This window comes from Caulobacter sp. 602-2, from assembly GCF_011043625.1.
Lineage (GTDB): Bacteria > Pseudomonadota > Alphaproteobacteria > Caulobacterales > Caulobacteraceae > Caulobacter.
Map to the genome: position 1 here is coordinate 12,430 of NZ_JAAKGT010000015.1, position 12,960 is coordinate 25,389.

At 70.2% G+C, this 12,960-nt stretch carries 16 protein-coding genes; 7 read left to right on the forward strand and 9 right to left on the reverse strand.

The genetic code is table 11. The features are described 5' to 3' along the window. Positions 1-33: 33 nt before the first annotated feature. The 5 genes from G5B46_RS21680 to G5B46_RS21700 form a co-directional block, all read right to left on the reverse strand. Complete coding sequence (locus tag G5B46_RS21680; protein ID WP_165262359.1) at positions 34-495, reverse strand: iron-sulfur cluster assembly scaffold protein; 462 nt, start codon at positions 493-495, stop codon at positions 34-36. Continuing rightward, entirely contained in the window at positions 492-962 is a 471-nt protein-coding gene (locus G5B46_RS21685; protein ID WP_165262361.1) for an SRPBCC domain-containing protein, read from the reverse strand. Before G5B46_RS21685 ends, G5B46_RS21680 begins: the two co-directional genes overlap by 4 nt. Positions 963-1,010: 48 nt before the next feature. Further along, a complete protein-coding gene (locus G5B46_RS21690; protein WP_165262363.1) occupies positions 1,011-1,943 on the reverse strand; it encodes an alpha/beta hydrolase-fold protein in 933 nt (310 codons plus the stop codon). Positions 1,944-2,026: 83 nt separating this feature from the next. After that, on the reverse strand, positions 2,027-2,527 hold the full coding sequence (locus G5B46_RS21695) for a DinB family protein (protein WP_346764965.1): 501 nt from the start codon (positions 2,525-2,527) through the stop codon (positions 2,027-2,029). Positions 2,528-2,542: 15 nt separating this feature from the next. Next, positions 2,543-3,763: a pseudouridine synthase gene (locus G5B46_RS21700; RefSeq protein WP_165262365.1), complete on the reverse strand. Its 1,221-nt coding sequence runs from the start codon at positions 3,761-3,763 to the stop codon at positions 2,543-2,545. Positions 3,764-3,867: 104 nt separating this feature from the next. On the opposite strand from G5B46_RS21700, the gene G5B46_RS21705 reads away from it, so the two are divergent. Together G5B46_RS21705 and G5B46_RS21710 are read left to right on the forward strand one after the other, a co-directional pair. Beyond that, positions 3,868-4,350: a nucleoside deaminase gene (locus G5B46_RS21705; RefSeq protein ID WP_346764968.1), complete on the forward strand. Its 483-nt coding sequence runs from the start codon at positions 3,868-3,870 to the stop codon at positions 4,348-4,350. Next, a complete protein-coding gene (locus tag G5B46_RS21710; protein WP_165262369.1) occupies positions 4,347-4,694 on the forward strand; it encodes a hypothetical protein in 348 nt (115 codons plus the stop codon). The genes G5B46_RS21705 and G5B46_RS21710 overlap by 4 nt, the downstream gene beginning before the upstream one ends. On the opposite strand, the gene G5B46_RS21715 is transcribed toward G5B46_RS21710, so the two are convergent. Next, entirely contained in the window at positions 4,691-5,095 is a 405-nt protein-coding gene (locus G5B46_RS21715; RefSeq protein WP_240903609.1) for a hypothetical protein, read from the reverse strand. The two genes, G5B46_RS21710 and G5B46_RS21715, sit on opposite strands and share 4 nt — an antisense overlap. Positions 5,096-5,213: 118 nt before the next feature. Between G5B46_RS21715 and pseB the strand changes: the two genes are divergently transcribed. Together pseB and pseC are read left to right on the forward strand one after the other, a co-directional pair. Next, entirely contained in the window at positions 5,214-6,254 is a 1,041-nt protein-coding gene (gene pseB, locus G5B46_RS21720; protein WP_101716424.1) for a UDP-N-acetylglucosamine 4,6-dehydratase (inverting), read from the forward strand. After that, a complete protein-coding gene (gene pseC / locus G5B46_RS21725; protein WP_165262373.1) occupies positions 6,251-7,411 on the forward strand; it encodes a UDP-4-amino-4,6-dideoxy-N-acetyl-beta-L-altrosamine transaminase in 1,161 nt (386 codons plus the stop codon). The genes pseB and pseC overlap by 4 nt, the downstream gene beginning before the upstream one ends. 1 nt (position 7,412) lies before the next feature. On the opposite strand, the gene G5B46_RS21730 is transcribed toward pseC, so the two are convergent. The 3 genes from G5B46_RS21730 to G5B46_RS21740 all read right to left on the reverse strand — a co-directional run bounded on the left by G5B46_RS21730 (position 7,413) and on the right by G5B46_RS21740 (position 9,888). Next, positions 7,413-7,724: an EthD family reductase gene (locus tag G5B46_RS21730; RefSeq protein WP_165262375.1), complete on the reverse strand. Its 312-nt coding sequence runs from the start codon at positions 7,722-7,724 to the stop codon at positions 7,413-7,415. 74 nt (positions 7,725-7,798) lie between these two features. Continuing rightward, positions 7,799-8,110, reverse strand: coding sequence for an EthD family reductase (locus tag G5B46_RS21735; RefSeq protein WP_165262377.1), 312 nt, complete (start codon positions 8,108-8,110; stop codon positions 7,799-7,801). 71 nt (positions 8,111-8,181) lie between these two features. Beyond that, positions 8,182-9,888 carry a hypothetical protein gene (locus G5B46_RS21740; RefSeq protein ID WP_165262379.1) on the reverse strand — a complete coding sequence of 569 codons (1,707 nt, stop codon included), beginning with the start codon at positions 9,886-9,888 and terminating at the stop codon, positions 8,182-8,184. Positions 9,889-10,118: 230 nt separating this feature from the next. Here G5B46_RS21740 and G5B46_RS21745 point away from each other — a divergent pair, with 230 nt between their 5' ends. Genes G5B46_RS21745 through G5B46_RS21755 form a run of 3 tightly spaced genes read left to right on the forward strand, consistent with a single transcriptional unit; the run spans position 10,119 to position 12,929 of the window. Next, a complete protein-coding gene (locus G5B46_RS21745) occupies positions 10,119-10,832 on the forward strand; it encodes a response regulator transcription factor (protein ID WP_165262381.1) in 714 nt (237 codons plus the stop codon). Beyond that, positions 10,801-12,498, forward strand: coding sequence for an ATP-binding protein (locus G5B46_RS21750; RefSeq protein ID WP_165262383.1), 1,698 nt, complete (start codon positions 10,801-10,803; stop codon positions 12,496-12,498). Before G5B46_RS21745 ends, G5B46_RS21750 begins: the two co-directional genes overlap by 32 nt. Continuing rightward, positions 12,495-12,929 carry an HPr kinase/phosphorylase gene (locus G5B46_RS21755; RefSeq protein ID WP_165262385.1) on the forward strand — a complete coding sequence of 145 codons (435 nt, stop codon included), beginning with the start codon at positions 12,495-12,497 and terminating at the stop codon, positions 12,927-12,929. The genes G5B46_RS21750 and G5B46_RS21755 overlap by 4 nt, the downstream gene beginning before the upstream one ends. The last annotated feature ends 31 nt before the right edge of the window (positions 12,930-12,960 follow it).

Here is a 12,960-nt window from a genome sequence, read left to right on the forward strand (position 1 = left end):
TCGGGGACTTATCGCACCCGCGAAAAGCTCCGATCAAGCGGCGCCGGCGCGGCTAGTTCGCGTTTGGGTCGCCCCTGTGGCCTTCCGGACAGCCTCGACCGCGGCTTCGAACGCCAGAAGCGTCGAGGCGTGACGGGCGGGATAGTCCTTGACCGGCTCCAGCACGGCGAGCTCCGCAAAGCGGCCCGCAGGGTGCGGGCCGTTCGTTTTCAGCATAGCGGCCAGGGCGTCGCGGGCCAACTCAAGTTCGGCGAGATCCGCGCCGATCACATTGCCCCCCAGCACCGCGGCGCTGGCCTGGCCCAGGGCGCAGGCCGAAACCTCCTGGGCGAAGTCGGCGACCTTGCCGCCCTCGACCACGACGTCGACGACGATCCGGCTGCCGCACAGCTTGGCCGTCTTCTCGGCGCTGGCGTCGGGCGCGGCCAGCCGCCCGGCCCGCGGCATGTTGGCCACGAGCGTCAGGATGCGGGCGCTGTAGAGATCGTCGATCATCCGGCTTCAGATGGGGCGGCCGCGCGCGCCTGCCAGAGGGCCTCGGCGCGGTCGCGCACCGCCTCGCCCATCGCCGTGAAGGCGGCCTTCAGGGCGCGGCGCTCGTCCTTGGAGATCCACTTGACCAAGAGGCCCATGAACAGTTCGCCGTTCGAGAAGGTGGCGTTGGTCTCGCCCATGTTCTCGACCTCGAGATAGCGGATGGCCGTGACGAAGCCGCCCAGGCGCTGGGAGCGCCAGTGAAGCTGCTCGAAGGGCACCCAGTCCTGGACGATCGGCTGGATCACCTTGACCGGGCGATCGCCGATGGCCTCTTCCAGGGTCAGGGCCGTGCCGATCTTCAGCTGACCGGCGGCCTTGACGTAGAGCGGGTTCCACTCGTGCCAGCGCTCGAACTCGGACACGACTTCCCAGACGATCTCGGCGGGGGCCTGGACCCCGATGCGGTGTTCGACGGCGCGTTTCATGGTCGCGATCTAGCACATCCCGGGGGTGGAGCTACAGGCGTGAATTGATCAGCCCTTCGCCGGCAGCACGGCCATCAGGGCGCGGGTGAAGCCGACCGGGGCGACGGTCAGGTGATCCTCGCCCTCCAGCACGGTCGACCGCACGCGCAGGCCGGGATAGCCGTGCGACTTCAGCGTCCGCTCCATGGCCCGCATGTCGGCGACCATGTCGGGCCCGGTGGTGTTGCGCGGATCGGGTCCGGGGGCCTCATAGGCGCCGATGTACATGAAGACGTCGGCCGGCAGGTCCTTGTGGGCGCGGGCGTAGTCGGCCTCCATCGTCATGATGTGGCGCTTGTCGAACCAGAAGGACGGGCTGCCCAGGACGTAGGCGTGAAACAGCGTCGGGTCGGTGAACAGGATCTGCGCCCCCAGCAGGCCGCCGTACGAGTGGCCCAGCAGCACCCGGCGGGCGGGATCGGTGCGGAAGCGCCGGTCGACGAAGGGGATCGCCTGGCTTTTCAGATAGGCCTGGTAGGCGCCGCCCTGGCCGTGCAGCGCCGCGCCGGCGCCGCGGGGACCGTTGGGGGTGGGCGTGTAGTCGCGGTTGCGGCTGACGACGCCGCTGTCGCCGCGCGAATAGGACAGGCCCACGAGGATGAACTCCTCGATCACCGGCCCTTCCAGGTTCACCCGGCGAGCGACCTGGCGAATGATCGGGAAGGCGTAGTCGGCGTCGGTGACGAAGACGACCGGATAGCGGCGCTGGGGATTGGCCTCGTAGCTGGCCGGCAGGCTGACGAAGACCTCGTAGTCGCGGCCCGAGACCGGGTCGGGCACGGTCCAGACCTGCGTGCCCTTCAGCACGTAGGGCCCGCCCTCGGCCTGAGGCGCGGCGACGGCGGACGTCGCGGACGACGCCGACTGGGCGTCGGCCCGCTCGGCGCAGGCCGGAAGAACGCAGGCCGCCAGCAAGGCCGCCGCTAGTCCAGATCCCCTCATGCCCGACTCCCCTGAAAGCTGCACCAGGGCACCCTAGGGGCGAATGTGGCGAAACTCGGCCGTGTGAAGACGCAGCTCCAGGATCAAGCGCCCGCCTCGCGCTGATAGACCGGCAGGTCCAGCGACGGCGGCGCCACGCCCGCCTGGCCGATCAGGTCGTGGGCCTGGCCGCGATGGTGGGTCTGGTGATTGAACAGGTGGGCGAGCGTCTTCCACAGCGGCCCGACCACCTCGACGCCGTCGGACTTGCGCACCCAGCGGAACTGCCCGGCGCAGGCCTCGTCGGTGAGGTCGGCGACATAGGCGACCAGCGCCGCGTCCTCGACCGCCCTCGCCGCGCGAAGCCCGGCCAGGTCGGCGAACAGCATCGTGTCCAGGCCGTAGGGCGGCAGCGGCGTTCCGGCCAGGCGGGCCGTCCAGATCCGGTCGGTCACCAGCAGGTGGTTCAGCGTCCCGGCGATCGAGCCGAAGAAGCCGCCGCGATCGGCGGTGAAGCCTCCCGCCGGCAGCGCCTCGCAGGCGCCCAGCAGGCGGTCGTTGGCCCAGGCGTTGTAGCCGGCCATCAGGGAGAAGAACTCACGCACCGGGCCGCCTCCGCGCTAGCGTTTGGGGCCGCGCGGGCCCTTGAAGCCCTCGGGCCTGGCTGGACGCGCGGGTCCGGCCTTGCCGGCGGGACGCGCGCCGGGCTTGCCCGCGCCCGGCTTGCCCGCGAACTTGCCGACGCTCTTGCCGGGGCCCTTGCCGCGCGCAGGAGCCTCGGTGACGAACTTGGTCTCGATCGACTTGGCCTTGCGCGGCTTGGACTTGTTGGGATCGACCTTGATCTTCGCCTTGGCCCAGCCGGCCTTGTAGACCTTCTTGGGCTCCTCGACCTTGGGCGTGGCGATCTGCGGCGACCGGCCGGTGGGCGCGCGGCGCTGGATCTCGCCGCCGCGCAGGCGCTCGCCGTCCTTGGCCACGCCCGGGGCGTACAGCGGGTCGGCGACGCCGACGAACTGCGGCTTGTCGCCCGTGGGCATGTTCTCTTCGGAGATGACCCCGGCCAGCAGCTCGCGGATCACCCGGGGGCCGACCTCCTCGACCTGGCCCGCCTGCAGCGTGCCCAGCGCGAACGGCCCGTAGGACAGGCGGATCAGGCGGTTGACCTTCAGGCCCACCGACTCCAGCACCTTGCGGACCTCGCGGTTCTTGCCTTCGGTCAGGGTGACCGTGATCCAGACGTTGCGGCCGCCGCCGGCCTTTTCCTGGGCCTTGTCGAGGCGGGCCTCGATCGGGCCGTAGCGGACGCCCTCGATGGTCGTCCCGTCCTTCAGCTTGTCCAGCGTCTCCTGGGTGGCGTGACCGAAGGCGCGGGCGCGATAGCGGCGGGTCCAGGCGTTCTGCGGCATCTCCAGGGCGCGCGACAGCTCGCCGTCGTTGGTCAGCAGCAGCAGGCCCTCGGAGTTGAGGTCGAGGCGGCCGACCGAGATCACCCGCGGCAGGCCGTGCGGCAGCGCGCCGAACACGGTCGGGCGCTCCTTGGGATCGTTGTGGGTGGTCACCAGGCCGGTGGGCTTGTGATAGCGGAACAGACGGGTCTGCTGGCGGTCCTCGACCAGCTTGCCGTCGACGACCAGCAGGTCGCCCGGAAACACCCGCACGGCCGGGGTGGTCAGCACCTGGCCGTTCAGCACGACCTTGCCGGCCTCGATCAGCCGCTCGACCTCGCGGCGCGAAGCCACGCCCGCGCGGGCCAGGGCCTTGGCCACGCGCTCGCCGCCCTCGGCGTCCGGATCATGCTCGACGGCGTCGTGCAGGGCGGGCTGGTACTTGTCGGTCATGCCTTGGTTCCTTCGATGGGAGGGGGCGCATCTCACGATGGGCTGCTTGTGGTGATGGCGCCGAACCGCCATAGGATCAAGCGCTTGCAGCCGGAGGCCCTGCCATCACCGACGAAGACGCCATGGCCCTGGCCCTGGAGGAGGCTCGCGCGGCCGCCGAGCGCGGCGAGACGCCGGTGGGGGCGGTGATCCTCGATCCTGCGACCGGCGAGGTGATCGCCAGGGCCGGCAACGGCCCGATCGCGGCGCACGATCCGACGGCCCACGCCGAGATCGCGGCCATGCGGCTGGCGGCCGCCAGGCTGGAAAACTACCGGCTGACGGACCTGACCCTGGTGGTGACGCTGGAGCCCTGCGCCATGTGCGCCGGCGCGATCAGCCACGCCCGCATCGGCCGGGTGGTCTGGGGCGCGGACGATCCCAAGGGCGGGGCGGTGATCCACGGCCCGAAATTCTTCGCCCAGCCCACCTGCCACTGGCGGCCGGAGACGACGGGCGGGGTGATGGCGCAGGAAAGCGCCGACCTGCTGCGCGGCTTCTTCCGCGCGCGGCGGGCCAAGAAGGCTGGCAAGGATGGCGCGACGTGAAGGTCATCCAGATCATAGACGGTGCGGACAACGCGACCTTCAGCCTGTTCCTCGCGACCGAAGAGCAGTTCGCCGTGATCTTTCCAGAGCCGGGCCAGGACATTGAACTGGTCGAGGACCTTTTCGATCGCGTCGGTGCCCCGAAGGCGCGGGAAGTGCTGGAGCCGATCTGGGAACAGCCGGTTCTCAAGCGCGAGGCCCCCGGGCTGCACGGCACGCTCTACTACGGCTGGGCGGACCGCCGGCGGCACTTGCCGGCCAGCAAGCGCGAGGTCGATACGCCTGAGCGGAACCTGAGCCCCGCGCAGCGCGACCTGTTCGCGCGTCGTCGCGGCGAAGCCTAGTTCACCATCGCCGAGCCGAGCAGCACCTTGGCGCCCTTGCGGCCCAGCACGCGATCGGCGGCCTTCTGCATCTCGGCGCCGACATAGTCGAGGTCGGGCACGGCGCCGCGGCGCAGGCCCGAGGCGTAGGTCATCAGCACCTGGGCGAAGGCCGCGCGCAGGCGAGGGGTCGAGGCCTGGGCGTGCTCCATGACCTTGGGATCCTTGGCCTCGATGCCGGTCTCCAGGGTCATCACGCCCTTGCGGCCGTCGCGGCGGATCGCCGTGGCGGTGATGGTCGGCAGGGCGAAATAGGTCGGCGGCGCTTCCTTCTTGGCTTCGCCGCCGCTGGCCAGGGCGGGCGAAGCGCCAAGACCGGCGAGCGTCAGGACGGCGGCGAGGAGGGCGAGGGTGCGGCGCATGGCCTTCCGCATAACCCGTCGTGGTTGACGTCCTCTTTACGTCTGGCGCCGCACAAACGCGTTAACCTAGATTCCCCGTGCGTCAGATGCGCGCGCGGCGGGTGCGAGGAGGCTGATCTTGGGACGCTTTTCACCGCAATCCCTCGACCTTGACGGCAAGGTGATCCTGGTCACCGGCGGCACCGGCTCGTTCGGACGCCGGTTCATCGAGACGGTGCTGAAGCGGTCGAGCCCGCGCAAGGTCATCATCTATTCGCGCGACGAGCTGAAGCAGAGCGACATGCAGCTGGAGCTGCGCGAGCAGTTCGACGAGGCCGACTTCGCCAAGCTGCGCTTCTTCCTCGGCGACGTGCGCGACCGCGAGCGCCTGACCCTGGCCCTGCGCGGCGTCGACATCGTCATCCACGCCGCCGCCCTGAAACAGGTGCCGGCCGCCGAGTACAATCCCTCGGAGTGCATCCACACCAACGTGCTGGGCGCCGAGAACGTGGTCTGGGCCAGCCTCAACAACCACGTGAAGCAAGTTGTGGCCCTGTCGACCGACAAGGCCTGCAATCCGACCAACCTCTATGGCGCGACCAAGCTGGCCTCGGACAAGACCTTCGTGGCGGCCAACAACCTGTCGGGCGACATCGGCACGCGGTTCTGCGTCGTGCGCTACGGCAACGTCGTGGGCTCGCGCGGCAGCGTCGTGCCGCTGTACCGCCGCCTGCTGGACCAGGGCGCGACCGAGCTGCCGATCACCGACCCGCGCATGACCCGCTTCTGGATCACGCTGAACGAGGGGGTCGACTTCGTGCTGTCGTCGCTGAACCTGATGCGCGGCGGCGAGATCTTCGTGCCCAAGATCCCGTCCATGGCCATGCCCGACCTGGTGAAGGCCATGTCGCCGAGCGCGGGCGTCAAGGTGATCGGCATCCGCCCCGGCGAGAAGCTGCACGAGATCATGATCAGCGCCGACGACGCCCGCTCGACGGTGGAGTTCGACGACCGCTTCGCCATCGAGCCCAACTTCGCCGAGTTCGGCCGCGAGCCTTATTCGGAAGCCGACGGCGCCAAGCGAGTCGCCGAGGACTTCTCCTACAGCAGCGACAACAACCACGACTGGCTCTCGCCCGAAGGCCTGCTGGCCATGCTGGAGGAGAAGGCCGCGCGATGAGCGGCTTCCTCCCCTACGGCCGGCAGACGATAGAGGATGACGACATCGCGGCTGTCGCGCAGGCCCTGCGCGCCGACTTCCTGACCACCGGCCCGACGGTCGAAGCCTTCGAGACGGCCTTCAAGCAGAAGGTCGGGGCGCAGCACGCCATCGCCGTTTCGAACGGCACGGCGACCCTGCACCTGGCGATGATGGCGTTGGGGGTCGGCGAGGGCGATGTCTGCATCGCCCCCTCGGTGACCTTCCTGGCCACCGCCAACTGCGCCCGCTACGCCGGGGCCGAGGTGGTGTTCGCCGACGTCGACCCCGACAGCGGCCTGATGACCCCCGATACCCTGGCCGACGCCCTGTCCCGCGTGGGCGAGCGCCGCGTGCGGGCCGTGCTGCCGGTGCACCTGCGCGGCGACGTCTGCGACCTGCCGGCGCTGAAGGCCATGGCCAGCGCGGCCGGCGCGGTGCTGGTCGAGGACGCGCCGCACGCGCTGGGCTCGATCGCGACCTTCGGCAACGAGGCCCATCCGGTGGGCGACTGCGCCTATTCGGCCTTCGCCAGCTTCTCGTTCCATCCGGTCAAGACGCTCGCCACCGGCGAGGGCGGCATGCTGACCACCAATGACGCCGCGCTGGCGGCCAAGGCCCGCAGCCTGCGCGGCCACGGCATGGTGCGGCCGGCCGGGGCCGAGCCCTGGGTCTACGAGATGCCCGAACTGGGCTTCAACTACCGCATCCCCGACGTGCTGTGCGCGCTGGGGATTTCACAGCTGGCCAAGCTGGACCGCTTCGTCGAACGCCGCCGGGCGCTGACCGCGCGCTACCAGGCCCTGCTGGAGCCGCTCTCGCCGCTGGTGCGCCTGGCCGTCAGCCCATCCTGGTCCGACCCGGCCCTGCACCTGCTGACCGTGCTGATCGACTTCGAGGCGGCGATGACCAGCCGCGCGGCCGTGGTCGAAAGCCTGAAGGCCCACGGCGTGGGCACGCAGGTCCACTACATCCCCGTGCACCGCCAGCCCTACTACGTGAACCGGTATGGCCTGGCCGATCTGCCCGGCGCCGACGCCTGGTATGGCCGCTGCCTGACCCTGCCGCTCTATCCGGGAATGGCCGACGAGGATCCGGAGCGGGTGGTCGAGGCGCTGGCGCGGGCGCTGGGCGTGTAAACTACCCCGCCGCGTAGATCTCGATCACCGGCGCGATGTCGGTGAAGTTGGCCACGTCGGCGTGCAGGCCGGGCGCCGCCGGACTTTCCAGGCAGGCGCGCATGGCGGCCTCGTCACGGAAGGTCAGGTGGGCCATGGCCACGAACGGCGCCGGGCCGCCGTCCAGGGCCGACACGCCGCGAAAGACCCGGGCGTCCAGCAGGCCGGTTTCCGCCAAGGCCTCGCGCACCATGCGGATATGGGTTTGCGCATAGTAGTCGTGGTCGAAGCGCGCGCCGTCGCGGGCCGGGTAGACGATGCTGATGAAGGCCATGACGAGTTCCAGGCGGGTCGCGAGCGGGCCGACAGATTGGCCGCCCGCGCCCTCCGGTCAAGCTTGCAGGCGCCCTACGGCTCGACGCTGATCTGGATCACCGGCGTGATGTCGGTGAAGTTGGCGACGTCGGCCTGGACGGCGGGGGCCTCGGGGCCGCCCAGCGACGCCTGCAGCGCGGCGGCGTCGCGGAAGGTCAGGTGCACCATGGCCACGAACGGCGGCGGCGAGCCGTCGGGGCCGGGCACGCCGCGCAGGATCCGCGTGTCGACGAGGCCGGTCGGGCCGAAGGCCTTCTGCGCCAGCGGGATGTGCACCGCCTTGTAGTAGTCGTGATCGAACTTGGCCCCGTCGTGGGCGGGATAGAAGACGCTGAAGACGGCCATGTCGGGCTCCGTACTCTTAGGAGCACGGATCTGGGGACGCGTCAGGTCGCGGACAAGCTTGGAAGCGCGCCTCAGGCCGCCTGTTGCTGCTGCACCAGGCCCTTGAGCAGGTCCAGCGTCTCGGGGCTGGCGGCCAGCGCTTCGCGGGCTTCGGGCGCGCGGGCCAGCTTCAGGGCCTCGAGGCGGGCGCGGTCGGCGACCGGGCCGGTGGGACCGGCCTCGCCCATGGCCAGGCGGGCCAGCAGGGCCAGGCGCTGCGGCAGGGGCGCGGGCGCGCGGGCCAGCAGCGACAGCAGACGGGCGTCGGCCTCGACCATGCCGCCGACGTCGCCGAGCTTGGCGCACAGCGGCCCGTAGTCCTCGACCACCAGGCCCGAACGGGTCAGCGACTTCTGCAGCGCCGCCAGGGCGGCCAGCTTCACCGACGGGCTGTCGGGACCCTGGCGCATCTCCTTCTCGAAGCGCATGGCCTGGATGTTGGCCGACAGCCAGCGGGCGGCATGGCGCTTGTTGACCGCGCCCATGACGTTCTCGGCCAGGCGGATCAGCATGACCACCTCTTCGCGGGCCGAGCGGTCGCGACCCAGCAGGGCCTCGATGAAGTCGCCGTTGAGCAGGGTCTTGGAACGGGTGGTGAAAGCCGCAGTGATGTCCTCGGCCGGCAGGATGCGCCCCGCGGCGGCCGTCAGGCTCATGGCCAGGGCGCGCAGGTGCTCGATCTCGCTCTCGGCGTCGGTCGGCTTGAGACGGCGCACGCCGTTCAGTTCCTTGAGCACCCGGCGGGCGATCGAGGCGCGCACCGTGGGGAAGTTGTCGCCGCACAGCCACTGGCCCAGGCGCTTGGCGGTGCCCGACAGCTCCGGCATGCAGGCTCGCACGCTGGCCTCGACCTTGATCAGCATCTCGACCTGCGCGCCACCGGCCAGGCGGGTCATGGCCGCCAGGGTCGAGCCCAGGTCGTCGGCGGTGTTGAGAAGGTCGGCCATGCCGGCCTTGGAGCCGATGATCTCGGCCAGCGGCGTCTCGATCGCAGCCAGAGCGGCGGCGCGGGCCTTGGGCTCGGACGGCGCGGCGTCGGCCAGATCGAGCAGGCGGGCGATCTTCTCGCTCCAGTCCTTGGCCGGGGCGATCGAGGCGGCGACGCCGGCCCCCAGCAGGAAGGCGCGATCGGGATCGGCGGCCAGGCGCTCGGCGGCTTTCGCAAAGCCTTCCTTGTCGAGGTCCGGCAGCTGGCCCTTCTTGAAGGCCTTCATCAGGTTGGCGACCGAGCGCTCGACCAGGCCCTGGAAGTTGCGGATCAGCTCGTGGACCGACATGCCCCGGGCCTCGGCCTCGGGAATGGCGATCTTCTGCAGGGCGTGCTGCAGGTCGGTGCCGGAGGCTTCCAGCTTTTCGACCAGGTCGGGACGGTGCAGCAGCTCGAAGGGCGTGGCCTTGTGGCGCTGCAGCCAGCTTTCCAGCAGGCGGCCGATGCGGTCGCGGGCGTGGGCGGTGTAGAGGTCGGCCGGCTGCACGCACAGCGGCTCCATCTCCTCGACCGGCTTCTTCGGCTTGCCGCCGTCGACCATGCCCTTGGTGAAGATCGAGATGGAGCGGTATTCCCGGGTTTCGGGATCCAGCGTCTCTTTCGAGACCCGCACGGCGACGGCGCGTCCCGAGTTCAGCACTTCCTCGGCCTGGGCCAGGGCGTGGCTGCGAATCTCGGTGGCCATGTCCAGAGTCCATTGCGCGCCGACCTTGCGGCGCACGAATAGCTCGTAATGGACCTGATCGCTCATGGGCTTTATGGGGCTCCTGGATCGTGACTATGACTTGCGAGACCTTAAGGCGAGGTTGAAGGGCGAAGACCATCGTTCGGCGCCGCTGCCGCAAGTGTGTCCAACCCCGCCACGCCCCGGCCGCAATGGCGTTCGACAAGGCGCGATGGAAAGCTTGGCCGCTCCGTGCGTTGTAGCGGGGCGCGGTGGTCGATAGGATCACCGGGAAGGTATTCGGAGGAATAGACGGCTTGGCCGAGATCACGCTCATCGACGACGACGAGAACATCGTCGCTTCGGTCTCCCTGGCCCTGGAGAGCCACGGCCACACGGTGAAGGCCTATTACGACGGCGTCTCGGGTCTCGAGGCGGTGGAGAGCAATCCGCCGGACCTCGTGATCCTCGACGTCAAGATGCCCCGCATGGACGGCATGGAAGTGCTGCGCCGCCTGCGCCAGTCGTCCGAGACGCCGGTCATCATGCTGACCTCGAAGGACGACGAGATCGACGAGATCCTCGGCTTCAACCTCGGCGCCGACGACTATATGCACAAGCCGTTCAGCCAGCGCCTGCTGCTGGAGCGCGTGAAGGCCGTGCTGCGTCGCGCCCGCCCCGAGGAAGAAGATCCGGCCGCGCCCGGCCCGGCCGGCGCCGCGGGCTCCAAGGTCATGAAGCGCGGCAAGCTGACGCTCGACCCGGCCCGCCACGACAGCCTGTGGGACGGCAAGCCGGTGCGCCTGACGGTCACCGAGTTCCTGCTGCTGCAGTCGCTGGCCCAGCGTCCCGGCTTCGTGAAGAGCCGCGACAACCTGATGGACGCCGCCTACGACGATCAGGTCTATGTCGACGACCGTACGATCGACAGCCACATCAAGCGGATGCGCAAGAAGTTCCGCCAGGTGGACCCCGAGTTCGATTCCATCGAAACCCTGTATGGCGTCGGCTACCGCTACCGCGAAGCCTGAGGCGGGCCTCGATCCCGGCGCCGAGGATGCGCCGCGCGATCGCCGGCGGCTGTCCTGGCCGCGGGCCTCGCGGCTAGGCCGGCTGATCGTCGGGCTGAACCTGCTGGCCCTGGCCATCCTGGTGGTCGGGGCCCTGGTGCTCAACGAACTGCGCAGCGGCCTGATCAACGCCCGCATCGACAGCCTCAGCACCCAGGGCGAGCTGATCGCCAACATCATCGAGCGGGCCGCCACGCAAGGCGAGCCCGAGCCGACGCTCGACGTGGCCGCGGCCAACGACATCCTGCAGTCGTTCTTCAGCGGCCATTCCCAGCGCGCCCGTCTCTATGACGGCGAGGGCCGCCTGCTGGCCGACTCTTACCTGGTCGAGGACCGGGTGGAGTGGAAGGTGCTGCCGCCGGCCCGCAAGTCGGGCGACAACGGCTTCCGCCTCTCGCTGCAGGACAAGGACGCCAAGCCGCGCGCCCTGGAGCGCGCCAAGGCCGAGTTCGAGCAGGAAATCGAGCGCGCCCGCATGGGCGAGACCGTCAAGCAGGTGCGCCTGGCCGAGAACGGCGAGCGGGTGGTGTCGGTGTCGATCCCGATCCAGCACGTGCGCGCCGTGCTGGGCGTGCTGACCGTCGAGGCCGGCGACGTCGACGAGATCATCGGCGCCGAGCGCAAGGCCCTGCTGCCCTTCGTGCTGGTGGCCGTGGGCGCGGTGCTGATCTCCAGCCTGCTGTTGCACCGGCTGGTGGCCCAGCCCGTGCTGCGCATGGCGAGGGCCGCCGACCACGTGCGCCTGGAGGGCGCGCGGGCCATCAGCCTGCCCGACATCTCGCGCCGCAACGACGAGATCGGCGACCTGTCGCGATCGCTGGAAGAGATGACCGAGGCCCTGTCCGAACGGATGGGGGCCATCGAGCGCTTCGCCGCCGACGTGGCGCACGAGATCAAGAACCCGCTGACCTCGATCCGCTCGGCCATCGAGACCCTGGACCTGGTCACCGAGCCCAAGGCCCGCCAGCGCCTGCTGGGCATCCTGCAGCAGGACGTCGGCCGCCTGGACCGGCTGGTCACCGACATCTCGAACGCCTCGCGTCTCGACGCGGAGCTGTCGCGCGAACTGCCCAAGCCGATCGACCTGGCCCGCCTGCTGAGTGAGGCCGTCAGCATCTACGAGGCCCAGGTGCGCGGCGAGGAGCCGCCGTTCAGCGTCCGCGTGCGCCTGACCGGCGCGCCCAGCGGCGCCTCGCGGGTGATGGCCCGCGAGATCCCGGTCAGCCAGGTGTTCCGCAACCTGATCGACAACGCCCGCTCGTTCAGCGCCGGCGACGGCGAGGTGCGGGTCGCCCTCGTCCGCCAGAACGGCCGCCTGGTCGCCACGATCGAGGACGACGGCCCCGGCATCCCGCCCGACAACCTGGAGACCATCTTCGAGCGCTTCTACACCTCGCGGCCCAAGGGCCGGGCGTTCGGCGGCAATTCGGGCCTTGGCCTGTCGATCGCCCGCCAGATCGTCGAGGCCCACGGCGGCAGGATCCATGCCGAAAACCGCCAGGACGACGACGGCAAGGTGATCGGCGCGCGGTTCGTGGTCGAGCTGCCCGAGCATCGCGAAGGCCGCGACGGGCATCACCATCACGGGCACCACGGCGGCCATCACGGCCACGGCGGCCGGGAATGATCCGCCACGCGGGCCTCATCGCCCGGCGCGTTCGCGGCCTGTGGCGGGGCGTGCTGATCGAGGGCGCGTCCGGCGCGGGCAAGAGCGACCTGGCCCTGCGGGCGCTGGAGGAGGGCTTTCGACTGGTGGCCGACGACCGGGTGGTGACCTTCGCCTCCGAAGGCCGCCTCTATGGCCGCGCGCCCGATCCCCTGAAGGGCCTGGTCGAGGTCCGCGGCTTCGGGATCGTGGCCGAACCGGCCCTTCCCTTCGCCGAAATCGCCCTGCTGGTGCGTTGCGTCGACGATCCGGCGCGCGTCGAGCGGCTGCCCCAGCCCCGCACGGAACGCCTTCTGGGGTTGGATTTGCCGGCTTTCGAGCTGTGGCCGCTAGAGCCCGCCGCACCCGCGAAGATCGGCAGGATGCTGGAGCATCTTGGAGTCGCCCCCTAACAAGCGTATCAAGGCGACCCGCGCGGCGCCT